Origin of the sequence: Halorubrum depositum, assembly GCF_007671725.1 — an archaeon.
Taxonomy (GTDB): Archaea; Halobacteriota; Halobacteria; order Halobacteriales; family Haloferacaceae; genus Halorubrum; species Halorubrum depositum.
The window spans coordinates 1,167,804-1,191,946 of record NZ_VCNM01000002.1; the positions used below are offsets into that span (position 1 = coordinate 1,167,804).

Consider the following 24,143-nt stretch of genomic DNA (forward strand, 5'->3'; position numbering starts at 1 on the left):
CGTCCCGAAGGGGCCTGTACCTGTCGCTCTCGGGCGTCGCGTCCGGGAACGGCCGCCGCACGCGCACGCGTTCACACGGCCGCGCCGACGAGCGCCGAACCGACGAGGAACGCGGCCAGCGCGGCGAGCAGGTTCGCGGCGGCGAAGCCGACGGCGACGTCCCCTTCCCCGACGCGCGCGGTCGACACCGTCTCGACGGCGAACGACGAGAACGTCGTGAACGCGCCGCAAGCGCCGACCGCGAGGAGGAGCGTCGCCGCCGAGCCGATCGGTGCGGCGAGGGCGGCGCCGAGCGCGAGGCTGCCGAAGGCGTTGACGACCACCACGGAACGGCGCCCTTCGATCCGGAGCCCGACGGCGTGTCTGGCGACCGCGCCGAGCGATCCGCCGACGCCGACGAGCGCGGCCGCGAGGAGCGGGTCGGTCACAGCCGCCCCCCGGCCAAGAGCCCGGCGAGCGCGGCCGCGAACCCGACCGCGTAGCTCGCGGCGACGTACCCGGTTCCGGCGAGCGCCCCGAGCGCGACGGCGTCGCCGACGAACGTGCTGTAGGTCGTGAACGACGAGAGCGCCCCGGTGCCGACGAACAGCTGCGTGCGCGTCGTCGTCGCCCGAGAGACCAACAGGCCGAGCGCGAACGACCCGACGGCGTTGACGACGAGCGTGCCGGCGCCGGTGGGGGTTCCGACCGCGACGGCGACGCCGTGTCTGGCGACCGCGCCGAGGAAGCCGCCGGCGGCGACGAGCAGGAACCCGAGCGGCGTCCGTTCCATGCGAACGCGTCGCCGGGGGTCACCTTGGACCTTCGGACTCGGCCGCGTCGCTCGCCCGCGGGCTCGCGCCCCCGTGCGGCGTCCGCCGCTGGCGGACCCGGACAGTGTGCGCCGTCTCGGTCGCGTCGTCGACGACCAGCGCCTCGCCGGTGCCGGTCGGGAGCCGCGAGGCGAGGTCCCCGGCGAGGTACGTCGCGTCCGCCTCCGCGAGCCGGGCCACGTCGCGTTCGGCGGTGAGTCGGTGACAGACCAGCAGGTCCGACTGGGAGACGGCGACGCTCGGGAGGGAGCCGGGGCGCTGCGTCGCGCAGACGAGCGAGACGCCCGGCGCGCGGCCGCGGGTCAGGAGCGTCCTGAGCGCGGGGTCGGCGACGCCGCCGAAGAAGGCGTGCGCCTCGTCGACGAGCAGCCACGGGAGCCGGTCGCAGTCGCCGTCGACTCGGGCGTCGTACAGCCCGCGGGCGATCGCCCTGACGACGGCGGCCGCGGCGGCCTCGGGGACCCCCGCGAGGTCGAGCACCGTCGGCGCGCCGTCGGCCGCGAGGGAGGCGACTGGCGGCGCGTCGGCGTCGAACACGCCCCACGACGCCGCGAGCCGGAGGTGGTTCGCGGCGGCGCGGCGGGCGTCCGCCGGCGCGTCGGCCTCGGCGACGCGGCCGCGCAGGTCGGCGACCGAGACCGCGTCCGCGCCTCCCGCGACGCCCGCGTCCTCCGCCGCCTCGGCGACGGCCCGCCACACCACCCCGCCCGGGCCGCTCGTCGGATCGAGTCCGAGGAGGTCGGGCCACGCGGCCGCCGGGATCGCGGTCGGACGAATCGCGGGGTCGACCGCGCGGCCCCCCGCGTCCCGGAGTCCGCCGAAGACGCCCATCGGGTCGACGACGATCGGAGAGACGCCCGGCGCGTCCGCGAGCCCCTCTGCGAGCACGCCGAGCGTGTACGACTTCCCGGTGCCGCGCTTCCCGAAGACGACCCCGGCGTGCGGCCGGTCCGCGTCGACGCCGACGGGAGCCCCGGCGCTGCCGTCGCGGGCGAGGAACGAGCCGAGGCGGACCGTCGGGAGCGACGCGGTGGTGTCCGACGCGCGATCCGCGTCGCCGTCGGCGGCGCAATACCCGTCGTCCTCGCGTCCGAGCACGTGCATACCGGCGGTGGCCGCGGTATCGCACAAAAGGATCGGGACGGACGGGCCCGCCGGAGCCGCTCCCGACCGGTCCGACCGTTTATCAGTGATACCGCGGCCAGCGGGGGTATGTCCGACTCGAAACGCGACGGACGCACCGCGAACCGCCGATCGTTCCGCACGGACAGCCGCGCCATCGAGGGGTTACCGGTCAGGCTGGTGATCGCTCTCGTCGTCGGCGTCGCGAGCCTCAGCGTGATGATGGGGATGATCGGGGACATCGAGGGGCTCTCGGCGACCGAGGTGGACGCGCGGCCGCAGCCGGAGGTGACGACGCCGGGCGAGCAGTCCATCGACGTGTCCGTCATCGACCCCGACGGCGCGCGGGTCGCCGACGCGACGGTGATCGTCCGCAGCGGGTCCGCGCAGATCGACGGGGTGGCGACGGCGAAGACGAACGAGGAGGGCGTCGCGACCGTCGACGTCGCGCCCGAGCTGGGACCGAACCAGCCGGACGGGACGCTCACGATGGAGGTCAAGCCGCCGGCCGAGGGCGACTACGTCGACGAGCGGGAGAACACGGCGGTGCTCGTCGTCGAGGAGTGAGGGGGGAGGAGAGGGGAGGGCGCCGACAGCCGTCCGCACCCTCAGATCCGGTCGTCCCAGTCGATCCACTCCTGCTCCCACCCGTGCGGCGCGAAGTGGCCCTGCTCGGCCCGTTCGGCGTCCTCGCGGCGCGTTCGGTTCCGCTCCACGCCGCGCTGCTCGCCGTCGACGAGCATCGGTCGGAGCCGGGCCGGCCCGGCGGTCTCGACGGTTCGGAATCCTCGCGGCGCGTCGTCGTCCGGATTCCCTGTCCCGTCTGGGACGCCCTCGATCGCCGCGACCGTCTGGACCGCGTTCCCGCGCGGGTAGACGAGCCGCCCGCCGTCGGCGAGCTGCTTCCTGAGCGCGCGGGGGGGTTCGAGCACCGCCGCCTCGAGGAGGATCCGGTCGTAGGGCGCGTACTCCGGCAGGCCGTTCACGCCGTCTCGCCGGTCGACGAGGACGGCGTCGTAGCCGGCCGCGGAGAGGTTCGAACGCGCCATCGACACGGCCTCGCGGTCGATGTCGATCGCGTGGACGTGCCTCGACCCCGCGATCTCGGCGAGCATCGCGACCGAGTAGCCCACGCCGGCGCCGACCACGAGGACGTCGTCGCCTTCGGCGGCGTCCAGCGCGCCGATCAGCCGGACTGCCGTCGCCGGCGCGAGGACGCGCGTGCCGGCCTCGTCGCTCGCGGCGTTCGCGTACGGGGAGTCGTCCACGAACGTCTCGCGGGGGACCCGCTGGAGGGCCGTCAGCACGGCGGCGCCGAGCGGCTCGCCGAGCTCGTGTTCGAGCCCCTCGATCATGTCCGCCCGCAGCGACGCCTCGTCCATGGTCGGACTCGGTGCTCGGTCGCCTAAAACCGCTCGTTCGCCGCGGCGGCGGGACGGTTCTCGACCCGCCAGAGAGGGAATCACCGCATCGGCACGAACCGGACGCCGCCGTGGTCCTCCCGCTCGACGCCGTCCTTGCGGACCGCGAGGCGAACGAGCCGCTGTCCTCCCCGGCCGAAGAAGCCCCCGTCGCCGACCGGCGCGACGATCCGACCGCCGGTCCGGACCTGCTCGACGATCGGATCGGGGACGCCGCCGCTCGCCGCGCACGTCAGGGACGCCGCGTCGAACGGCGCCTCGTCGCGGAACGCCTCGCGGCCGTCACCGGCTCGGACGGTCACGTCGTACCCGAGCCGGTCGAGCCGTTCGCGCGCGTCGGCGGCGAGTTCCGGGACGTACTCGGCGCTGAAGACGTTCCCCGGCCCGACGACCTCGGCGAGGACGGCGGCGTGGTAGCCGCAACCGGTCCCGACCTCGAGGACGCGGTCGCCCCGGTCCAGTTCGAGGAGGTCCGTCATCACCGCGACCATGTGCGGCGCGCTGATCGTCTGGTCGTGTCCGATCGGGAGCGGCCGGTCGGCGTAGGCGCGCGAGCGGTGGCTCTCGGGGACGAACTCGTGCCGCGGGACGGCCTCGATCGCCGACAGCGTCCGCTCGCTCACGTCGAGGCGACCGCGGAGCGCGTCGACGAGTTCCCGGCGAGCGGTCGCGAAGTCCGGGCGCTCCTCGCGTCCCGGACCGTCTCCGGAGCCCGGTCCGTTCGCGTCGTCCATGCGGAACGGTAGCACGGCAGGAGTGGAGAAAGTGTCGGCGGTCCCGTTAAAAGGCCGGTCGGTCTCGAGCGGTTCGTTACTCCACGTCGATCCGGTGACCGTCGGCGTCGTCGTCGGTCTCCTTGGGGAGCGTCACGGTGAGTACACCGTGCCGATACGTCGCGCTCGCCTCGTCCTCGACGACGGACGAGGGGAGATCGACCGTCCGCGTGATCGACTCGCGGCGTCGCTCGCGCCGGAGGTATCGAGCGGTCTCGCCCGCGGCCGAGTCGCCGTCGGCCTCCCCGTCACGGGTCGTCTCCGCGCGCTCTGCGGTGATCGTGAGCCGACCGTCCGTCGCGCGGACGTCGATCTGCTCGCGGTCGTAGCCGGGCAGGTCGGCCACGACGACGAACTCGTCGTCGTACTCCGCGACGTCGACGTCGGCCGTCCGGAGGTCGCGCCCCCACGCCCGATCGACGTCGAACGGGGTGCGGCCGAGGAACTGTTCGATCTCGTCGAAGGGGTTGTATCTGTTCATGACAATCACCGCTAGAAAGGTGTCGCGAGGTATTAAACACGGCCAGAGCGCTGCTATCTCGCAGCACGAGGGCTGGATATCGGGACGATTACGGAGAGGGATCGGGCTCAGCTCACGTCGATGCTGTGGCCCCCGCCGTCGCCCGTCCGCTTCGGCAGCGTGACGGTGAGGACCCCGTTCTCGTAGGAGGCGGTCGCGCCGTCGCGCTCGACGGGCTCGGAGAGCGGGATCCGCCGCGAGACGGACCGCGACCGGCGCTCGCGGCGGTGATACCGAACGTCGGAGTCGTGCGCGTCGTCGTCGCCGTCCGCGACCTCCACGTCGCGCTCCTCCTCGCGTGTCGCCGCGATCGACAGCGCGTCCTCCCGCAGTTCGACCTCGATGTCCTCGTCGTCGAAGCCGGGGAGGTCGGCGAGGACCGTGATGGACTCGTCGTCCTCGATCACGTCGACGGCGACGTCGCGAGCGCCGGTGAACTGGGGACCGCCCGGCGAGTCGAGCGTGCCGCCGAGCTCCTCGAACTCCCGGCCCATTCGCTCGAGCAGTTCCTCGATCTCGCCGAAGGGATCGCGTCGCGTCATACGGGTCAGGATTCGTGACGGAGCGACTTGAACGTACGGGCGCGAGTGTTAGAACGGATCGGCGGAGAGAGCCCGGCTCAGCGAGGAGAGTCGCCGGCGGCGCCTCAGAGGAACGGCCGCCAGTAGTACGGGCTCACGAATCCCTCGATGAACGCGGCGACGGCGATCAGCAGTCCGACGCCGACGAGCACCCAGAACGCGGTCTCCAGGGCGTCGGCGAACTCCTCGCGCGAGCGCCGTCCGCGGAGCGTTCGCCACGAGACGATCCCGAGGTGGACCCCGAGCGCGCCGGAGACGAACAGCGCCGGGATCTCCAAGAGGCCGTGGGGGACGACGAACGCCGCGAGCGCGACGAGATTCTCCTCTAGCGCCGCCGTGGCGCCGAGCGCGAACCCGTTGAACGCGATCGACGAGAGCGCAGGGACCACGAGCGCGACGCCCGAGAGCGACGTCGCGATCGCGACCGACCAGTTGTTTCCGAAGAAGTTGAGGGCCGCGACGGGCGGGACGTGGCCGACGAGCCGCCCCTCGATGGAGGTCGTGACGGCGCCGACGAACGGGTCGACGGCGAGCCAGCCGAGCGCGCCGAACCCGATCCCGACGACGACGACGAGCGCGTGTAGTCCCGGAGTTCGGCGCACGAACGTCGTCATCTCTCGCCAGCCGCGGCGGACGCCGCCGGAGAGCTGCGCGCGGAGGGTCGCCTCGGGCGGGTCGAGCGGGTCGACGGCGCCGCGGTAGTCGCCGTAGAGGACGGTCTTGAGCAGGTCCAGCGCGGGCGCGGCGACGACCGCGCTGACGAGCGCGACGAGCGCCCCGCCCCCGAGGAACGCGAGCGCGGAGGCGGCCGACGAGATCCCGACGAGGACGCCGACGGCGACGACGAGGTAGGCGGCGGCGTCGGCCGGGTTCGACCGGACGAATCCGCCCGCACCCTCCACGGCACCGACCGCGCCGGCGTCGTCGACGACGACGGCGGCCGGGGCGAACGCGAAGACGACCCGGACGAGCAGGAGCGCGACGAGCCCGACGAGCAGGACGACCAGCGCGGCCGCGGCCCCGAGGAACGGGTTGACGGCGAACGCGGCGCCGACCGCGAGCCCGCCGAGGAGGAGGACACCGAGCCAGCAGCAGAGCTCGGCGACGTAGATCCCGAGGAACGTGAGCCAGCGGGCGCGGGCGCCGGCGATGCCCGCGGTGAGCCCGCGCTCGCTCCGGAGCCGGGCGACGACGGCGGACAGCTGACCGGCCGAGACCGCGGCGTACGTCAGGACGGCGAGCGCGACGGTCGCCGCCGTCCCCGCCAGGAGGAGGGCGATCGCCGTCGGCGACGCGAGCGGTTCGAGCGCCGGGGCGAGCGACTCGCTCCACGCCTGCAGCGCCTCCGGGTCCTGCGTGTCGGGCGGCGTCAGGTCGATTCCCGCGAGCGCGTCGCGGGCGGCAGCGAGCCGGCCGGTGAGCTCGAAGTGGAGGTAGACGCCGGCGAGCGCGGTGAACATCCCGATCCGAGCGATGACGGGGACCGCCGTTCCGAGGAGGTAGAACGGGATCAGGTCGGCGGGGCGCCGCCGGAGGGTGGAGGTCGTGGCGGATATGGCGGAGGACAGGTCCATGCGGGCCGGTTCGGCCGTCCGGCACTTAACGGTCCGCGTGTCGCGGCTCGGTCCGTCGCCGGCGCTCCCGCCTCCCGTGTCCGAAGCTTCAAGCGTGCGAACGACCCACACGACCCATGGACGTCTTCGTGTACGGGACGCTGACCGAGCCCGACCGAGTCGCCGAGGTCCTCGACTCGTTCGTCTTCGTCGGTCCGGCGACCCTGACCGGGCTCCGCCTCGTCGAGGGGCGGTATCCGACGCTGGCGCCGGGCGGGGAGACGGCCGGTCGGCTCCTACGGACGGACGAGACGACCGCACTCGATGAGTACGAGGGCGTCGGAGAGGGACTGTACATCCGGGAGAACGTCCCGCTCGACGCGCCCGAGGGGCATCCGGACCGGGCCGCAGTCTACGTGGGAGACCCCGACCGGCTCGACGCGGACGCGACGTGGCCGGACGGGTCCTCGGGTCCCGATGGGGGGTTCGCGACGCGGGTCGAGGCGTACCTCGAACGAGCCGACGTGCGGGTGCGACTGACCCCCCGAAAATCCGTCTGACGGGCGGATGACGGCGTCGCAGTCGTGCGGTTTCACTTTCGCTCCGCTAGCCCCACCTTTTTGTATGCCGCCCGCTTGAATCCAGTTGCACGTCACACGCGTGCATTCCCCCCTTTCACAGACGGCGAGCCGGTCGCTCGCCCGTCGCGTTCCCGCTCGTTCCGGAGCGTGCGGTCCGTCGCCCGGGCGAAATTCGGGAGCGACGGCCCGGACCGGAACCGATTAGCGGCCGGCGCGGCGACGGGAACGCATGCTGTCCCTCTCAGACGTTCACGCGGCGCGCGACCGCGTCGACGGCGTGGCGCGTCACACGCCCTTGGAGCGCTCGCGGACTTTCTCCGAGATGAGCGGCGCGGACGTCCGGCTCAAGCTGGAGAACTTCCAACGCACCGGCGCGTTCAAGATCCGCGGCGCGATGAACCGGATCGCGACGCTCTCCGAGGCGGAGCGCGAGGCCGGCGTCGTCACCGCGAGCGCGGGGAACCACGCGCAGGGCGTCGCCCTCGCGGCCCAGCGCGCCGGGGTCGACGCCACCGTCGTGATGCCGAAGTTCGCGCCCGTCTCGAAGGTGAAGGCCACGCGCGGGTACGGCGCCAGCGTCCGACTGGAGGGCGTCGACTACGACGAGGCGCAGGCGTACGCCCACGAGCTGGAGCGCGAGGAGGGACGCACCTACGTCCACGCGTTCGACGACCCGGTGGTGATGGCCGGGCAGGGGACGCTCGGGCTGGAGATCGTCGACGACTGCCCCGAGCTCGACACCGTCGTCGTCCCGATCGGCGGGGGCGGCCTCATCTCTGGCGTCGCCGTCGCGATCAAAGCGCAGCTCCCCGACGTGCGGGTCGTCGGGGTGCAGGCCGAGGGCGCGGCGTCGGCGGCAAAATCCCTAGAGGCGGGCGAAGTGGTGGAGATCGACAGCGTCGACACGATCGCCGACGGGATCGCCACGCGGGCGGTCGGCGAGGAGACCCTCGAGGTCATGGCGGAGTACGTCGACGAGGTCGTCGCGGTGGACGACCGCGAGATCGCTCTCGCGCTCACGCTCCTCCTCGAACGCTCGAAGACGCTCGTGGAGGGCGCCGGCGCGGTGTCGCTCGCCGCGATCCTCTCGGAGGCGTTCGAGTACGACGACGGCGAGACGGTCGTCGCCGCGCTCTGCGGCGGCAACATCGACCTCAACCGACTCGGCACCGTGATCCGACGCGGGCTGGTCCAGATGGGTCGGTACCTCAAGATCACGGTCGACCTGAAGGACCGCCCCGGCGAGTTGGAGCGCGTCTCCAGCATCGTCGCGCGCACCGGCGCGAACGTGTACGCGGTCCACCACGACCGCACCTCGCGGGACGTCGCCGTCAACGCAGCCGAGCTCGAACTGGAACTGGAGACCGACGACGCCGAACACGCCGCCGACATCGTCGACGCGCTCGAGGCCGACGGGTACGTGGTCGAGATCCTGTCGTGAAGCAGGCGATCACGACGACCATTTATAAATAGAACTGCGGTGGCGCGTGCCGACGAGCGGCCGCAGGCCGCGAGTCGCACGCGCGAGGGACGCGGCGACCGGAGCGAAGCGGAGGGAGCCGCGAGGCTGGGGAGGAGTGAGGCTGCGGTGCTGTGCGGGGCGGGGTGGGACCCAAAGGGGCAGTCGGGAGGACGAAGCACGGCGACGCAAGGACCGCAGGAGCGAGTGGAACGAGCGACGAGGACCACAGCGAGCCGCGCGAGTCCTCCCGGCTGGGGCTTTGGCGATGTCCTCCCCGGCAGCAGCCACGTATCGCCGAGCGGCTGGGGCTTTGGCGGTGTTCGCCGCCGGTTCGCGGTAAGCTATTTATAAACGAGTGTCCGGAGCGGTGGCAGCGGTCGGCTCGCAACCAGTTAATCGTCAATCGCCGAAATCGGAACCGGCCGATTATTTATAAATACCGACAATGGCGAGCGCGTATTAGTCGTCCGCGGCCGCGGCGTCGACCTCAGTTTCATAAAGCTCGCCGGCGCGCTCGCGCTCGGAGAGGTAGTCGTCGGCGTCGAGCGCGGCCTTCACGCCCATCCCGCTCGCGGTGGCCGCCTGCTGGTAGTGGAAGTCCACCACGTCGCCCGCGCCGAAGAGGCCCTCGACGCCGGTGCGCGTCTGGCCGCCGCCGCGGCCGCCCTCGGTGATCAGGTAGCCGTCGTCGTCGGTCTCGATCCCCGTCCCCTCGAGGAAGTCCGTGTTCGGCGTGTGGCCAATAGCGAAGAAGACGGCGCCGACATCGAACTCGTACTCGTCGACCTCGTCGGCGGTCGCCGGGTCCTCCAGCTTCTCCGTCGGGTGGCCGTTCGGGTGCTCGACGAGCGTCACGTGGTCGACGCCGTCTTCGGGGGTGCCGTGGATCTCGGTGAGCTCGGTGTTGAGGAGGAGCTCGATCTCGCCGTCCTCGACCTTGTCCATCACCCGCTCGATCCAGACGTCCTCCGCGCGGAACTCCTCGCGGCGGTGCGCGATGTAGACGGTGTCCGCGAACTTCGTCAGGAAGTTCGCCTCCTCCATGGCTGCGTCGCCGCCGCCGACGACGAGCATGTCCTCGCCGCGGAAGAAGGCGCCGTCGCAGGTGGCGCACGTCGAGAGGCCGTACCCCATCAGCTCGTCTTCGCCGGGGACGCCGAGGGTCCGGGCGCTCGCGCCGGAGGCGGCGATCACGGCGTCGGCGGTGTAGGCGTCGCCGTTCGTGAGCTCGACGCGGAAGTGGCCCGCCGGCTCCTTCGAGACGTCCTCGATGACCCCGTTGCGGGCCTCGGCGCCGAACTTCTCCGCCTGCGCCTTCATGTCGTTGATCAGCTGCGGCCCGGAGATCCCCTCGGGGAAGCCGGGGTAGTTCTCCACGTCGGTGGTGAGCGTGAGCTGGCCGCCCGGCTCGTCGCCCTCGATGAGCAGGGGGCCGTTGTTCGACCGCGCGGCGTAGATGGCCGCGGAGAGCCCCGCGATACCGGTGCCGGCGATGATCAGTCGGCGGTGGTCGACAATATCGTCAGTCATGCAATACTGTTCGCCGCCGCGAAATATGTAGGTTGCGCCATCGGGCGCGGCGGGCGGCCGACCGCGGGAGCCCCCTCGGTTCCGCCGTGAGGCGGTCGCTCACTCGGTCGGGAACTCCGGCGGCGCGCCGGTCGGCTGCGTCGGCGCGTCGTCGAGCGCCTCGAAGAACCGGCCGGAGACGAACGCCTCGACGACCTCCGGCAGCGACTCTGACTCCGAGACTTCCTTCAGAATGCCGAGGGGAACCTGCGCGCCGGCCATGGTGGCGTGGCCGCCCGCGGAGCCGACCGGGTCGAGCGCGTCACGGAGCAGCTCGCCCACGTCGAGCTCCGCGCCGCGCGACCGCGCGGAGCCGTAGATCACCCCGTCCATGTAGCCGTAGACGAACGTGACCGTGACGCCGTCCAGGTCCAGGAGGCGCTCGGCCGCCTGCGCGAGGGTGTCGCGGTCGCTGATCTCGCCGACGCAGGAGGCGACCGTCGACCCCCGGACGTCCCGCCCCTCGATGGCGTTCGCGAGCACCCGGAGCGTCTCCTGGCTCACGCTCGGGCTCTCGACGCGTTCGAGCGTCGACTCGTCGGCGAGCGGCGACAGCGACGCCGCCGCCTCGAAGTCCGGGATCGACGTCGACCGGGTGAAGTCCTTCGTGTCGATCCGGATCCCGTACAGCAGGGCCGTGGCGAGCTCCCGCTCCGGCTCGACGCCGAGCCGCGAGAGGTACTCCTCGATCAGCGTGCTCGTCGCGCCGGCGTCCGGCCGGATGTCGACGAACGACCCCGCGACCGGCCCGCGGGGCGGGTGGTGGTCGACGACCACGTCGACGGGATACTCCTCGGGGAGGCTGTCGTTGATCCCCGCCCGGGAGTGGTCGACGAGGGCCACCCCGTCGTAGTCGTCGAGATCGATGTCGTCGAACGTCGACAGCGAGAGGTCGAGTAAGTTCACCATCGCGCGGTTCTCCTGGTGGGCGATCTCGCCGCCGTAACAGGGGTCGGCGGGGACGCCGACGACGTCGGCGACCCGCGCCAGCCCGATCGCGCTCGCGATGGCGTCCGGGTCGGGGTTGTCGTGCGCGACGACGAGGAGGGGACCGGAGAGCTCGCGGAGCGTCGAGAGCAGCCGGACCGGCAGCTCGTCGCCGTCGGCGTCGGTCGCCTCCCGGACGCGCGCGGCCAACGCCTCGACCGGGTCGACGACGCGGTCGGCGACCGCCTCCAGCGCCGACCCCTGGGCCGCGGTCGGGTTCGTCCCGACGTGCGCGACGATCATCGCGTCCGGGTAGCGCTCCCTGGCGGCCTCCGCGGCGGCGACGTTGCGCGCGGGGTCGTCGCTCGCGATCAGCACGACCGCGGCGTGGTCGGGGTACGCCGACGGGTCGGTGGGATCGGCCTCGACGGTGGCGACGTTGCGGTCGCGGAGCGTCGACACCCATCCGGTGTCGTCGGTGATCGCGACGAGCTCGACGCCCTCCTCGCGGCTGCGGTCGACGAGCGTGTTCCCGACCGCGCTACAGCCGAGCAGCAGACGCCGGGCCATACGGGCGCGACGGGGTGCGAAAGGAAAACGCTGCCGTCATTCGCCGGGGACGTCGGTGCCGTCCTCCCGCAGCGCCCCGTTCACCGCGGCGGCGACGTCGACCGCGGCGCGGTTCTCCGCCGCGTCGTGGACGCGCACGAGGTCGGCCCCCCGATCCGCGGCGAGCGCGGTGGCGGCGACGGTGGCGTGCTCGCGGTCGTCCGGGTCGCGGCCGACCCCCCCGAACATCGACTTGTGCGAGTGACCGATCAGCACCGGGCAGTCGAGCGCGGCGAACTCCCCGACGCGGTCGAGCAGCTCGAACGCCTCGGCCGCCGACTTCCCGAAGCCGAGGCCGGGGTCGACGATCACCCTGTCGCGGTCGATCCCGGCCGTGTCGGCGAGCGCCAGCCGCTCGCGGAGCGCCGAGATCACGTCGCTCACGACGTCGTCGTACTCGGGGTCGTTCGTCGGGTCGACCGGCGCGTCGAGGCTGTGCATCACGACGACCGGGCAGTCCGCCTCGGCGACGACCTCGCGCATCGCGGGGTCCTCCAGCCCGGTCACGTCGTTGATCACGTCCGCCCCGGCCTCAAGCGCGGCCTCCGCGACGTCGGCCTTCCGCGTGTCGACCGAGATCAACACGTCGCCGTCGGCGACCGCCGGCACCGACTGCACCGCCTCGACCGTCGGGACGACCCGGTCGATCTCCTCCGCGACGGGGACGGGCTCCGCTCCCGGCCGGGTCGATTCGCCGCCGACGTCGACGACGTCGACCCCGGCCTCGACCATGCGCTCGGCGCCCGCGACCGCGTCCGCCAGCGCCTCGTGACGCCCGCCGTCGTGGAATGAGTCCGGCGTGACGTTGAGCACGCCCATCACCGCGGTGCCGTCGGTCCACGGATAGTCGGGAGCTGAGTCCGGACCGCGTTCGGTGATCAGATCGCCCTCGCCGAGGCCGAGCCGATCGGCGATATCGATCGCGACGCCCGCGAGCCCCTCACTCTCTCGGGCGCGCAGGCGACCCAGCAGTTCGCGGTACTCCTCGACCGTCGCGCCGAGCGTGATCGGCACCTGCTCGCCGCCGGGGACGCGCCCCTCGCCGGCGCCGAGTCCCCCGATCGCGGCGTCGCCGCCGACCGCCCGGACCGCGGCCGCGAGGCGCTCGGCGCGGTCGCCGCGCAGCCGGAGCGTGAGCACGCGGTGGTCGATCCCGTCCGCCCGGGCCGCGGCCGCGTCGGGCGGGACTCCGGCCGCGTCGAGCGCGCGGCGCGCGGCGGCCCCCCGGTCGCTCCCGTCTCGTCCCCCGGCCCCGCCGACCGACCGCGGCGTCACGGTCCGGAGCCGGGCCGCGCGGGCCTCGGCGACCGCGAACAGCGAGCCGACGAGCAGCACGCAGTCGTCCGGGTCGGCGCGGGCGACCGCCGCGTCGAGCGCGGCGGCCACGTCGTCGCCGACGGTCACCTCGTCGACGCCGGCGTCGCGGAGCGCTACCGCGAGCACCTCGGGGTCCTCCGCGCGGTCGAGCGCCGGCCGGCAGGTGACCGCCGAGGCGGCGTCGGGGAGCGCGCTCGCGGCGCCCGCGTGGTCCTTGTCGTGCATCGCCGCGTACGCGAGGTGGAGGTCGTCGTAGTCGTACTCGGCGAGCGTCCCCGCGAGCGTCCGGCAGGCGGCCGGGTTGTGCGCCCCGTCGAGCACGGTCAGCGGCGCCGTGTCGACCACCTCGAACCGCCCGGGCCACGTCGCCCGCGCGAGCCCGTCGCGGACCGCGGACTCCGGGAGGGGGTCGGCCTCCGTCCCCCCGCTCTCTCCGTCGTCGGCCACCGCGGCCGCGGTCCGCCGGGCCAGCGCGACGGCGACGCCCGCGTTCGTCGCCTGGTGGTCGCCGACGAGCGGGATCCGGTACGTCCCCGCGACCTCGCCCGCGAGCGTCACCTCGGCGTCGGTCGGGCTCACGCGCCCGTCGTAGGCGACGGAGAGGGCGGGGGCGTCGTCTCCGTCGCTGTCGGCGTCCGCGTCCCCCTCGCCGTCGGCGTCGCGGTCCGAGCCCGCCCCCGCCACCGTCGCGACCGGCGCGCCCGCCTCGCCGGCGACCTCGCGGACGACGTCGAGCGCCTCGCCCTCGCAGGCCGTCACGAAGGGGGCGCCCGGCTCGGCGATCCGCGACTTGGTGCGGGCGATCTCGCCGATCGTGTCGCCGAGGACCGCGGTGTGTTCGAGCGAGACGTTCGTCACGGCGGTCGCGACGGGCGTGACCGCGCTCGTCGCGTCGTACTCCCCACCGAGCCCGACCTCCAGCACCGCGACGTCGACGTCGCGGCGCGCGAACTCGCGGACCGCCATCGCCGTGACGACCTCGAAGAAGGTGAGCGGCTCGCCCGCGGCCGCGCGCTCGACGAGCCACGACTTCGCCTCCTCGACGAAGCCGGTAATCGCGTCCTCGGTCATCTGGAGCCCGTCGACGCGGATCCGCTCGGCGAGCGCGGAGAGGTGCGGCGAGGTGTAGAGCCCGACCGAGAGTCCGGCCTCGCGCAGGATCGACTCGGTCATGCGCGCCGTGCTCCCCTTCCCGTTCGAGCCGGCCACCTGCACGAACGGCACGTCGTCCTCGGGGTTGCCGAGCCGGTCGAGCAGCGCCGCGACGCGCTCGGTCCCCGGCTTGACCGAGAAGCGGCGGAGGTCGAAGAGGAACCCCGCCGCCTCGTGGTAGTCCATGTCCCGTGGGTCGGCTCCGCGTCGCTTAGGCGTAACGGACCGGGGCGAACGGCGGGGTCGTCACCGGCCGCGAGGGCCGGCGGTCGCGCCGAGCGACTCCACCGACGCGAAGAGCAACCCTTACGCGCGCGGCACCCCGACTCCGTCGCATGAACGAGACCGCGGCCGCGTCGGCCGCCGGCGAGGGCGCCGAGGGGCGCGATGCCGCCGGCGACCCGGCACTCGCCGCCGAGGGCGTCCGGCGGTCGTACGGCGACGTCGTCGCGCTCGACGGGGTCGACCTCCGCGTCGAGGCCGGCGAGGTGTTCGGGCTCATCGGCCCCAACGGCGCGGGCAAGACCACGCTCGTCCGCGCGCTGACCGGGACGACCGACGCCGAAGGCGACCTGCGCGTGTTCGGCGCCCCGCCCCGCGAGGTCGACCCGCAGCGGATCGGGCTGCTCCCGCAGTCGTTCGACCCGCCCGAGCGCCTCACCGCGAGCGAGCTGGTCGACTACTACGGCGGGCTGTACGACGCGGCGCGCGACACCGAGTCCGTCCTCCGGGACGTGGGGATGGCCGACGACGCGGACGCGTGGTACGAGACGCTCTCCGGGGGACAACAGCGCCGGACCTGCGTCGCGACCGCCATCGTCAACGACCCGGACCTCCTCTTCCTCGACGAGCCGACGACCGGGATCGACCCGGCCGGCCGCCGGTCGATCCACCGCCTGATCGAGCGGCTCGCCGACGGCGGCACGACCGTCTTCCTCACCAGCCACGCGATGGACGAGGTCGAACGGCTCGCCGACCGCGTCGCCCTCCTCCGAGACGGTGCGGTCGTCGCCGTCGGTCCGCCCGGCGAGCTGATCGCCGAGCACGGCGGCGCGCCGCGGCTGGACGTGACCCTCGACGGACCCGCGGGCGAGGAGACCGTCGACCGCGTCGGCGAGCGCGCCGCGGCGACGCTCGCGGGCGGCGCCGAGGGGGTCGCCGTCGAGGCGACCCGAGGGGGGCTGCGGGTCCGCGGCGTTCGACCCGAAGCGATCGGCGACGCGGTCGACGCGCTCGACGCGGCCGGCGTCGCCTTCGAGTCGCTCGCGTGGTCCGAGCCCACGCTGGAGGACGTCTACCTGCGGCTCACCGGCGAGGAATACTCGCCGCGCGAGGGAGCGGGCGGCGCCGCGGAGCGCGCCGGCGAGGCCGCGCCCGACGGGGGCGACACGGGCCCGCCGACCGGAGGCGCCGCCGCCGACAGCGCCGACGGAGGCGACCGATGACCCGCGTCGGCCGGGTCCGCACCGAGGCGACCGCGGCGGCGCGGTCGTTCCTCCGCCGGCGGACGGCGGTGTTCTTCACGTTCTTCTTCCCGGTGATCCTCGTGATGATCTTCGGCGCGCTGGTCCGCACCCAGCCCACCGGCGGCGGGCTGTTCGCGGAGCCGGCGGGGTACTACATCCCCGGCTACCTCGCCGTCGTCGTCCTCTTTACCCCCCTCTCGCGGGTCGGCTCCGAGATCGCCCGCCACCGCGACGGCGGCCGGTTCGAGAAGCTGGCGACGACGCCGCTCTCGCGGGCGGAGTGGCTCCTCGCGCACACCCTCGTCAACGTCGGGATCATCGGCGCGGCGAGCCTCCTGATCTTCGGGCTCGTGCTCGCGGTGACCGACGCCGAGCCGGTCGTCTCGCCCGCGCTCGCGGTCCTCCCCGTCTTCGTCGCCGTCGGCGTCGCGCTGTTCTGCGGGCTCGGAGCGGTGCTCGGCGCGCTCACCGACTCGCAGGACGGCGTGATCGCCGCGAGCAACACGGTGGCGCTCCCCCTCCTCTTCCTCTCGGAGACGTTCGTCTCGCCCGACCTGCTGCCGGCGTGGTTCCGACCCGCCGTCGCCGCGTCGCCGCTGACGTACTTCGCGCGCGGGACGCGGGCCATCGTCCACGAGCCCGGCGCGTGGGCCGGCGACCTCGCCGTCCTCTCGGCGCTCGCGGTCGCGTTCCTCGCGGTCGGCGCGTACGCGGTCCCGCGGACGGACTGAGGCGGTCGGGGAGGGGCCGAGCGGAGGGCCCCCGGACGAACGGGCCGCCGTCCCCGAAGCCGGTCATTTATATCGCCCGGCGCCGTCTCGGCGAGACGAGAGAGGTCCAGTTTGACGACCGTTCAATTCACCTGTTCGGACTGCGCGCAGACCATCGAGGTCAACGAGGAGATGCGGGAGACGATCCTCGCCACGGGCTGTCCGGTCTGTACGACCGGCGCCAGCGAGGACGACTTCTCGGACGACCCCGACGACGGGTAGGGGCCCGGCCGGACGCGGTGCTCGCGGGGTCTGAGATCGAAAACGTGAGCGGCCGTGACCGCTACTCCTCGTCGCGCTCGACGACGATCGTCCGCCCGGTGAGCCGGTCGGGGACGAACCGGTAGAGGTCGATGTCGAGGTCGGACTTCCCGTCGGCCCAGATCTCGAACAGCGGCCGGCGGGTCTCCCCGTACTGCGCGATCGTCTCGGGCGTGAGCTCGTCGAGGTCGACGCGGCGGAGCGTGCCGACGCCGACGACGCTCCCGTACTCGTCGCCGTCCTCCTCGTACACCACGATCCGCGCCCGCGGCTCCGAGGCGAGGAACGCGCGCTTCTCGCTGTCGGGCGTCGACACCAGCCGGAGGAAGGCGTCGCGGGACTCCTCGTCGAATCCGTACGAGATCGGGATCGCGTACGGCGTCTCGTCGCGCGCGAGCGAGAGCACGCCGGTCTCGTGGCGCGAGAGGAACGCGTCGACCTCCGCGTCGGTCATCTCGACCTCGCTGTTCGTCGCCATACCCAAGGGATCGGCGTACGCCGGGATAAAGGACACGAGACGGATCGGGCGCTGGGGAGAGCGGGAACGACGGGATCGGCTGGGGGTCCTACGCGGTCTGCGGGTCGCTGATGTCGCTCTCGGTGACGGGCTCGCCGCAGACGACGCAGCCCACGTCGAGCAGCGTCGCCCGCATGGCGTCGTCCACCTCGATCGACCGACGGCACTCCGGGCAGACGAACGTGTGAGTCCCTGGACTCGTCATGGATACGGGTACGACACGGATACTCATGAAGGATGGTTTGGATTCCTGAAGTTTCGGAATCCGGTCAACGGCGGCTCTCGGCCGTACGCGGCCGCTCAGTCGAGTAGCGCCGAGAGCAGCTTCCGCTGTGCGGCCGCGATGTGCTCGGTGAACGTCGAGCGGTCGATGCCGAGCTCCTCGGCGACCTCCCCCGCGTTCGCCCCCTTGGGGTGATCGAAGTAGCCGGCGTCGTAGGCGACCGTGAGCACCTCGCGCTGGCGCTCGGTGAGGTCGCTCCGGTCGACGGTGACCAGGTCCGACTCCTCGGGCGTCGACGACGACTGGAGGAGCCGCAACACCTCCATGTCCGGTGACGACTCCCGGAACGCGTCGAGCACCGACCGGAGCGTCGGGAGGTCGGTCGCGTGGAACGTGACGAGGAGCCGCCCGTCGCGGACGGTCGTCTCCGACGCCGGGAGCCCGTGGCGGTCGAGCACCGCGAACGGCGACTCCTCGTCGGGGTCGGTCTCGAACCGATAGGCGGCCTTGGCGCCGTAGTCGAAGACGACGTCGACCTCCTCGGGGACGGACAGGTCGGCGTCGGCGATGAACTCGAAGACGACCGTCCCCGCGGCGCCGTCCGGCGCGCTTCGCGCGACGCTGTAGATCGGCGTCGACCCGTCTGCGACCCCTTCGAACGGCGACGGCGCGCCCGCCGGGAGCGAGACCTCCGCCCTGATGCCGGATCCCATCTGCGTCCGTCCGTGACCGCCCCCGGGCAAAACGTTGACGCCGTGGAGCCGTCGGCGATGCCGTCCGCCGGCATTCACGCTTCGCGCCGCGCGCGGCCGAGCGTCGGAGTTCGCGCGGTCGAAACCGGCCGCGTCCCGCTCTCGCTTATAAAACACCCCTCATATGCAGGGGCGGTGTTGGGGTGGGTGGAGCCGGTATCTACATCCATGAAGCGACAGGCCTCGTACGCGACCGGACCGACGACGGCGACCGAGGGCGACGAGACGCTGGACGCCACCTTCGACGTCCTGTCGGACCCCGACTGCCGGGCGATCCTCGGCGCCGCCGACGCGCCGATGACGACGAGCGAGCTGGCCGACGCGTGCGACATCGCGCTCTCGACGGCCTACCGCAAGGTCGAGCGACTGAGCGAGACGCCGCTGTTGGTCGAGGGCGTCCGCTTCGACCCCGAGGGCGACCACGCCGCCGAGTACTCCCGCGGCGCCACCGACGCGGCGATCGAGCTCGGCGACGACGGAGTCACGCTGACGGTCGAGGACGGGGGCGTCGACTCGCTCACCGCGACGGCGGAGACGACCGGAATCTCGGCCGACTGACGCCGATTATCGGACTTTTTCCCGCCTGATAATCGGGCGAACAGCCTTATGTACCGCCCGGAGCGCCCGTACCGTATGAACGCCGGACCGGATCCCGAGACCCTCCTCGACCTCGCGGGGGACAAGGTCGTGGTCCTCGACGAGGACGGGATCTACCGGCACGTGAACGCGGCCGCCGTCGACCTGATCGGGTTCGGCCCGGAGGAGCTCGTCGGGACGGACGCGTTCGACCTCGTCCACCCGGAGGACGAGGCGCGGCTCCGGGAGACGTTCGCGGGGATCGTCGCCGGCGAGGTCGCCCCGGACGAGCCGATCGAGTACCGCTACGCCACCGCGGACGGCGGCTGGGTGTGGCTCCGGACTCGGGTTCACGCGCCCGCGGAGACGGGCGTCGACGGCTACGTGTTGACCTCCCGCGACGCGACCCGCGAGGTGGAGTCGCGGCGGCGGTTAGAGACCATCGCGTCGGTGTCGCCCGACGTGTTCTGGATGTTCTCCGCGGACTGGTCCGAGCTCCTCTTCGTCAACGACGCCGTCGAGCGGGTGTTCGACGTCTCCCCGGAGCGGCTCCGTCGGAACCCCCAGAGCTTCCTCGACGCGGTCCATCCCGACGACCGGCCGTACGTCGAGCGAGCGATGGAGCGGCTCTCCGCCGGCGAGTCGACGCTGATCGACTACCGGCTCGGGACCGCCGACGGGGCCACCCGGTGGGTCCGGGTGCCCGGCGAGCCGGTCGTGGAGGGAGACGAGGTCGTCGCCGTCACCGGGCTCGCGCGCGACGTCACCGACGAGTACCGCCGCGAGCGACAGCTCGCCGTGATGGACAACCTGCTCCGGCACACGATCCGAAACGACATGAACATCGTCGACGGCACGGCGGAACGGATCGCCGACCGCGTGGCGGGCGCGGACGCGTTCGACCCCGAATCGCCGCCGACCGACCCGGCCGAGCTGGCCGACCTCGGAGCGGAGCTCGCGGAGCACGCGGAGACGATCCGGCGGATCGCCTCGGACCTGTTGACGACCGCCGAGAAGCAGCGCGGCGTCATCGACCTGCTGCGCCGGCGCGGCTCGCCGCGGTCGATGGAGGTCGCCCCAGTCGTCGAGGAGGCGCTCGGCATGATCGCCGACGACTGCGACGGCCGCGACGAGATCGACGTCAGCTACCGCGATCCGAGCGCCGATGGGGGGCGGGACGACGCCCCGACTGACGACGACCCGACCGACGACGACCCGACCGACGACGACCCGACCGACGACGACCCGACCGACGACGACCCGACCGACGACGCCCCGACCGCCGACGGGGAGTCCGCCGCGAGCGTGACCGTCTCGTACCCGCGCGACGTGCGGGCGTTCACGCATCCGGAGCTCGACTACGCGATCGCCGAGCTCGTCGAGAACGCCATCGAACACGCGGAGTCGACGCCCCGCGTCCGGATCGACGTGACCGAGACGGCCGAGGCCGTCGAGTTCGCGATCCGGGACAACTGCCCGCCGATCCCGCCGGAGGAGCGGTGCGTCATCGCCGACCGGTGGGAGATGGACGACCTGCGCCACACCGGCGGGATGGGGCTGTGGCTCGTCTACTGGGTCGCGAACCGGTCGGGCGGCGACCTCTCGTTCGACACCCATCCGAACGGGAACGTCGTCACGCTCAGCGTCCCGAACGGCGCCCGGGAGGCGGGGACAGACCCGCTCGCGAGGGCGGCGACGCCCGAGCGCCCGCAGGCGGCGGATCGGGCGTGCGGCGGGGGAGACGCCGACGGACGCGGCGACGCCGCCCCGGAACCGGGGGGCGAAGCGGGAACGAACTGAGGGCGGGGGAGACGGAGTCAGCGGATCTGCCGGATCGGAGCGGCTACGCGCCAGCCGGCGGAGATCCACTGACCGAACCGGACGACTCCAGATCGATCGTTCGTTATTGACTCGGCTACCGAAAACGCTCCCACCGATCTTAAGCCGGAGGTTCGCGTATATCGGGGTTGATGGGTACGCTCAACGAGCTGTTCGACCCGGATCGGGTCGCCGTCGTCGGCGCGACGTCGCGCGAGGGGGCCGTCGGCCGCGCCGTCACGTCGAACCTCCTCGACGATTTCGACGGCGACACCATCCCCGTCAACCCGAACTACGACGAGGTGCTCGGGACGCCCTGCGTCGACGAGGTGGCCGACGCCGACGCCGACGTCGCCGTGATCGTCGTGCCGCCCTCGATCGTGTTGGACGCGATCGAGGCGTGCGGCGCGGCCGGCGTCCGCAACGTCGTCGTCATCACCGCCGGGTTCGGCGAGACGGGGGAGGACGGGGCGGCGAGGGAGCGGCGCCTCGCGGAGATAGCCGACGAGTACGACCTCGACCTCGTCGGCCCCAACAGCCTGGGGATCATGTCGACGCCCTCGGGCATGAACGCGACGTTCGGCCCGGAGAACGCGCTCCCCGGCGGGCTCTCCTTCATGAGCCAGTCGGGCGCGTTCGTCACCGCGGTCCTCGACTGGGCCAACGACAACGGGATCGGATTCAAAGACGTGGTCTCGCTCGGCAACAAGGCCGTCCTCGACGAGACGGACTTCGTCGATCACTGGGGCGACGACGAGGAGACCGACGTGATCATCGGCTACCTGGAGGGGATCGAGGACGGTCGCGAGTTCATCGAGACCGCCCGCGAGACGACCGCGGACACCCCGATCGTCGCCGTGAAGTCGGGGCGGACGAGCGCCGGCGCGCAGGCCGCCTCCTCGCACACCGGCACCCTCGCCGGCTCCGACAAGGCGTACGAGGCCGGCCTCGACCAGGCGGGCGTCATCCGCGCGGAATCGGTCGACGAGCTGTTCGACTCGGCCGGCATCCTCGGGAGTCAGCCGCTGCCCGACACCGACAGCGTCGCCATCGTCACCAACGCCGGCGGCCCCGGCGTGATGGCGACCGACGCCGTCGGGGACGCCGACCTCGACATGGCGTCGTTCACCGCGGAGACGACCGACGCGCTCGCCGAGTCCATGCCCGACGAGGCCAACATCCACAACCCGGTCGACGTGATCGGCGACGCCGACGTGGAGCGATTCCGCGAGGCGCTGGAGATCACCGTCGCCGACGACAACGTCGGGGCCGCCCTCGTGCTGGCCGCGCCGACGGCGACGATCGACTTCGCGGACCTCGCGGACGCGATCGAGGCGGTCAGCGAGGAGATGGACGCCCCCGTCGCCGCCTGCCTGATGGGCGGCGACCGGACGCGCGAGCCGAAACAGCAGCTCCAAGCGCGGGGGATCCCCTGCTACTTCGACCCCGCCCGGGGGATCGAGAGCCTCGCGACGCTGGCGCGCTACCGCGACATCAGGGAGCGCGAGTACGCCGACCCGATGTCGTTCGACGTTGACCGCGAGCGCGCACGCGAGATCCTCGGAACGGTGCGCGACCGCGACGACAACCGCCTCGGCGTCGAGGCGATGGAGCTGCTCGACGCGTACGGGATCCCCACGCCGGCCGGCGAGATCGTCGACGCCCCCGAGCGCGCGGCCGAGGTCGCCGCGGGGATCGACGGCGACGTCGTGATGAAGATCGTCTCGCCTGACATCCTCCACAAGTCCGACATCGGCGGCGTCGCCGTCGGCGTCGGCGACGAGGACGTGGCCGACACCTACGAGGACCTGATAACCCGGGCGCGCAACTACCAGCCGGACGCGACCGTGCTCGGCGTGCAGGTGCAGGAGATGGTCGACTTGGAGAACGGGGTCGAGACGATCGTCGGCATGAACCGCGACCCGCAGTTCGGCCCGCTGCTGATGTTCGGACTCGGCGGCATCTTCGTGGAGGTGATGGAGGACACCACCTTCCGCGTCGCGCCCGTCTCGGAGCCGGAGGCCCGCGAGATGACCGAGGAGATCCAGTCGGCGCCCTTACTGCGGGGCGCCCGCGGCCGCGACCCGGTCGACGTCGACGCCGTGATCGAGACGATCGGCCGGCTTTCCCAGCTGGTGACCGATTTCCCGGCCATCCTCGAACTCGACATCAACCCGCTCGTCGCACTGCCCGACGCCGACGGGGGCACGAACGCCGCCGCCGTCGACGTGAGACTCACCGTCGACCCGGAGGAACTCGACCAATGACAGACACCACCACGACACTCGTCACCGCGACCGGAGAAGGCGCCGGAAAGACAGCGATCACCGTCGCGCTCGCGCGGCTCGCCGCCGACCGCGACCGCAGCGTCGGCTACATGAAGCCGAAGGGGACCCGCCTGCAGTCGAACGTCGGCAAGACGCTCGACCAGGACCCGATGCTCGCCCGCGAGGTGCTCGGCCTCGACTCCGAGATGCACCAGATGGAGCCCGTCGTCTACTCGCCGACGTTCGTCGAGGGCGCGGTCCGCGGCACCGAGGACCCCGGCACGCTCCGCGACCGGGTCCGCGAGGAGTACGAGGAGCTCGCGGCGGACCGCGACCACATGTTCGTCGAGGGCGCCGCCAGCTGGACCACCGGCGGCGTCGTCGACCTCACCGACGTCGACGTCGCGGAGCTGCTCGACGCGCGGGTGGTGCTCGTCGCCGGGTACGGCTCCCCGAACGACCTCGACGACGTGCTCGCGGCCGCCGACGCCTTCGGCGACCGGCTCGCCGGCGTCATCTTCAACAAGGTCTCCGACGACGCGTTCGACTCGCTCGATCAGGACGGGATCCCGTTCCTCGAGTCGAAGGGGATCACCGTCTTCGGCGCGATCCCCCACGAGAAGGAGCTCGCGGGCGTCACCGTCGGCGAGCTCGCCGACGAGCTCGGCGCCGAGCTGCTCACCGACGCCCCGACCGACGGCTTCGTCGAGCGGTTCCTCGTCGGCGCGATGGGCGGCGACGAGGCGCTGCGGTACTTCCGGCGCGCCCGCGACGCCGCGGTCATCACCGGCGGCGACCGCGCCGACGTCCAGACCGCGGCGCTCGAGGCCTCGGGGGTCGCCTGTCTCGTTCTGACCGGCGGCCACCGCCCCTCCGGCGCGGTGCTCGGGAAGGCCGCCGACGCGGGCAAGCCCGTCCTCGCGCTCAACACCGACACCGTCACCGCGATCGACCGGGCCGAGGGGATCGTCCGCAGCGGGCGGACCCGCGACGCGCGCACGGTCGACCGGATGGCGGAGCTGCTCGACGCGCACGTCGACGTCGACGCGCTGGTCTGAACGGCGGCCCCAGCTCCGATCGCGGCGGCGACGCTC

The 24,143-nt window shown here is 72.7% G+C and carries 24 protein-coding genes; 10 read left to right on the forward strand and 14 right to left on the reverse strand.

Features of this window, described 5'->3' with window-relative positions; all coding sequences use genetic code 11:
- Window positions 1–71: 71 nt before the first annotated feature.
- Genes FGM06_RS13365 through FGM06_RS13375 form a run of 3 tightly spaced genes read right to left on the reverse strand, consistent with a single transcriptional unit; the run spans window position 72 to window position 1,916 of the window.
- Window positions 72–428, reverse strand: a complete 357-nt coding sequence (locus FGM06_RS13365; protein WP_144799724.1) for a fluoride efflux transporter FluC — start codon at window positions 426–428, stop codon at window positions 72–74.
- Window positions 425–772 carry a fluoride efflux transporter FluC gene (locus FGM06_RS13370; RefSeq protein WP_144799725.1) on the reverse strand — a complete coding sequence of 116 codons (348 nt, stop codon included), beginning with the start codon at window positions 770–772 and terminating at the stop codon, window positions 425–427. Before FGM06_RS13370 ends, FGM06_RS13365 begins: the two co-directional genes overlap by 4 nt.
- 19 nt (window positions 773–791) lie before the next feature.
- Window positions 792–1,916, reverse strand: a complete 1,125-nt coding sequence (locus tag FGM06_RS13375; protein WP_144799726.1) for an ATP-binding protein — start codon at window positions 1,914–1,916, stop codon at window positions 792–794.
- A 108-nt stretch (window positions 1,917–2,024) separates the two neighbouring features.
- Between FGM06_RS13375 and FGM06_RS13380 the strand changes: the two genes are divergently transcribed.
- A complete protein-coding gene (locus tag FGM06_RS13380; RefSeq protein WP_144799727.1) occupies window positions 2,025–2,501 on the forward strand; it encodes a DUF7382 domain-containing protein in 477 nt (158 codons plus the stop codon).
- A gap of 41 nt (window positions 2,502–2,542) precedes the next feature.
- Here FGM06_RS13380 and FGM06_RS13385 read toward each other — a convergent pair whose 3' ends face one another.
- From FGM06_RS13385 to FGM06_RS13405, 5 genes are all read right to left on the reverse strand, one after another.
- Window positions 2,543–3,316: a protein-L-isoaspartate O-methyltransferase family protein gene (locus tag FGM06_RS13385; protein ID WP_144799728.1), complete on the reverse strand. Its 774-nt coding sequence runs from the start codon at window positions 3,314–3,316 to the stop codon at window positions 2,543–2,545.
- An 80-nt stretch (window positions 3,317–3,396) separates the two neighbouring features.
- A complete protein-coding gene (locus FGM06_RS13390) occupies window positions 3,397–4,089 on the reverse strand; it encodes a protein-L-isoaspartate(D-aspartate) O-methyltransferase (RefSeq protein WP_144799729.1) in 693 nt (230 codons plus the stop codon).
- A gap of 76 nt (window positions 4,090–4,165) precedes the next feature.
- Entirely contained in the window at window positions 4,166–4,609 is a 444-nt protein-coding gene (locus FGM06_RS13395) for an Hsp20/alpha crystallin family protein (protein WP_144799730.1), read from the reverse strand.
- Window positions 4,610–4,716: 107 nt separating this feature from the next.
- On the reverse strand, window positions 4,717–5,190 hold the full coding sequence (locus FGM06_RS13400) for an Hsp20/alpha crystallin family protein (protein WP_144799731.1): 474 nt from the start codon (window positions 5,188–5,190) through the stop codon (window positions 4,717–4,719).
- A gap of 104 nt (window positions 5,191–5,294) precedes the next feature.
- Complete coding sequence (locus FGM06_RS13405; protein WP_144799732.1) at window positions 5,295–6,803, reverse strand: stage II sporulation protein M; 1,509 nt, start codon at window positions 6,801–6,803, stop codon at window positions 5,295–5,297.
- Window positions 6,804–6,919: 116 nt separating this feature from the next.
- Here FGM06_RS13405 and FGM06_RS13410 point away from each other — a divergent pair, with 116 nt between their 5' ends.
- Together FGM06_RS13410 and ilvA are read left to right on the forward strand one after the other, a co-directional pair.
- Window positions 6,920–7,342, forward strand: coding sequence for a gamma-glutamylcyclotransferase family protein (locus FGM06_RS13410; RefSeq protein ID WP_144799733.1), 423 nt, complete (start codon window positions 6,920–6,922; stop codon window positions 7,340–7,342).
- A 250-nt stretch (window positions 7,343–7,592) separates the two neighbouring features.
- Window positions 7,593–8,804 (forward strand): threonine ammonia-lyase, encoded by a 1,212-nt coding sequence (gene ilvA / locus FGM06_RS13415; RefSeq protein ID WP_144799734.1) that lies wholly within the window; start codon window positions 7,593–7,595, stop codon window positions 8,802–8,804.
- Window positions 8,805–9,284: 480 nt separating this feature from the next.
- On the opposite strand, the gene FGM06_RS13425 is transcribed toward ilvA, so the two are convergent.
- The 3 genes from FGM06_RS13425 to folP form a co-directional block, all read right to left on the reverse strand.
- Window positions 9,285–10,355, reverse strand: coding sequence for an NAD(P)/FAD-dependent oxidoreductase (locus tag FGM06_RS13425; protein ID WP_144799736.1), 1,071 nt, complete (start codon window positions 10,353–10,355; stop codon window positions 9,285–9,287).
- 99 nt (window positions 10,356–10,454) lie between these two features.
- Entirely contained in the window at window positions 10,455–11,891 is a 1,437-nt protein-coding gene (locus FGM06_RS13430) for a DHH family phosphoesterase (protein WP_144799737.1), read from the reverse strand.
- Between the two features lie 36 nt (window positions 11,892–11,927).
- On the reverse strand, window positions 11,928–14,585 hold the full coding sequence (gene folP, locus FGM06_RS13435) for a dihydropteroate synthase (protein ID WP_144799738.1): 2,658 nt from the start codon (window positions 14,583–14,585) through the stop codon (window positions 11,928–11,930).
- 149 nt (window positions 14,586–14,734) lie between these two features.
- Between folP and FGM06_RS13440 the strand changes: the two genes are divergently transcribed.
- The 3 genes from FGM06_RS13440 (at window position 14,735) to FGM06_RS13450 (ending at window position 16,857) form a co-directional block, all read left to right on the forward strand.
- Window positions 14,735–15,844: an ABC transporter ATP-binding protein gene (locus FGM06_RS13440; RefSeq protein ID WP_144799739.1), complete on the forward strand. Its 1,110-nt coding sequence runs from the start codon at window positions 14,735–14,737 to the stop codon at window positions 15,842–15,844.
- The gene (locus FGM06_RS13445) at window positions 15,841–16,596 is read left to right on the forward strand and encodes an ABC transporter permease (RefSeq protein WP_144799740.1); all 756 of its coding nucleotides are present in this window, start codon (window positions 15,841–15,843) and stop codon (window positions 16,594–16,596) included. The genes FGM06_RS13440 and FGM06_RS13445 overlap by 4 nt, the downstream gene beginning before the upstream one ends.
- A gap of 111 nt (window positions 16,597–16,707) precedes the next feature.
- Window positions 16,708–16,857: a DUF7560 family zinc ribbon protein gene (locus tag FGM06_RS13450; protein ID WP_144799741.1), complete on the forward strand. Its 150-nt coding sequence runs from the start codon at window positions 16,708–16,710 to the stop codon at window positions 16,855–16,857.
- A gap of 61 nt (window positions 16,858–16,918) precedes the next feature.
- On the opposite strand, the gene FGM06_RS13455 is transcribed toward FGM06_RS13450, so the two are convergent.
- From FGM06_RS13455 to FGM06_RS13460, 3 genes are all read right to left on the reverse strand, one after another.
- Window positions 16,919–17,374, reverse strand: a complete 456-nt coding sequence (locus tag FGM06_RS13455; RefSeq protein WP_144799742.1) for a pyridoxamine 5'-phosphate oxidase family protein — start codon at window positions 17,372–17,374, stop codon at window positions 16,919–16,921.
- An 88-nt stretch (window positions 17,375–17,462) separates the two neighbouring features.
- Entirely contained in the window at window positions 17,463–17,618 is a 156-nt protein-coding gene (locus FGM06_RS16100) for a DUF7560 family zinc ribbon protein (RefSeq protein ID WP_170938315.1), read from the reverse strand.
- A gap of 95 nt (window positions 17,619–17,713) precedes the next feature.
- Window positions 17,714–18,349, reverse strand: coding sequence for a helix-turn-helix domain-containing protein (locus FGM06_RS13460; protein ID WP_144799743.1), 636 nt, complete (start codon window positions 18,347–18,349; stop codon window positions 17,714–17,716).
- A gap of 207 nt (window positions 18,350–18,556) precedes the next feature.
- Between FGM06_RS13460 and FGM06_RS13465 the strand changes: the two genes are divergently transcribed.
- The 4 genes from FGM06_RS13465 to FGM06_RS13480 all read left to right on the forward strand — a co-directional run bounded on the left by FGM06_RS13465 (window position 18,557) and on the right by FGM06_RS13480 (window position 24,107).
- Window positions 18,557–18,946 (forward strand): winged helix-turn-helix domain-containing protein, encoded by a 390-nt coding sequence (locus tag FGM06_RS13465; protein WP_144799744.1) that lies wholly within the window; start codon window positions 18,557–18,559, stop codon window positions 18,944–18,946.
- Window positions 18,947–19,021: 75 nt separating this feature from the next.
- Entirely contained in the window at window positions 19,022–20,764 is a 1,743-nt protein-coding gene (locus FGM06_RS13470) for a PAS domain-containing protein (protein ID WP_144799745.1), read from the forward strand.
- A gap of 170 nt (window positions 20,765–20,934) precedes the next feature.
- The gene (locus FGM06_RS13475; protein WP_144799746.1) at window positions 20,935–23,049 is read left to right on the forward strand and encodes an acetate--CoA ligase family protein; all 2,115 of its coding nucleotides are present in this window, start codon (window positions 20,935–20,937) and stop codon (window positions 23,047–23,049) included.
- The gene (locus FGM06_RS13480) at window positions 23,046–24,107 is read left to right on the forward strand and encodes a phosphotransacetylase family protein (protein WP_144799747.1); all 1,062 of its coding nucleotides are present in this window, start codon (window positions 23,046–23,048) and stop codon (window positions 24,105–24,107) included. The genes FGM06_RS13475 and FGM06_RS13480 overlap by 4 nt, the downstream gene beginning before the upstream one ends.
- The last annotated feature ends 36 nt before the right edge of the window (window positions 24,108–24,143 follow it).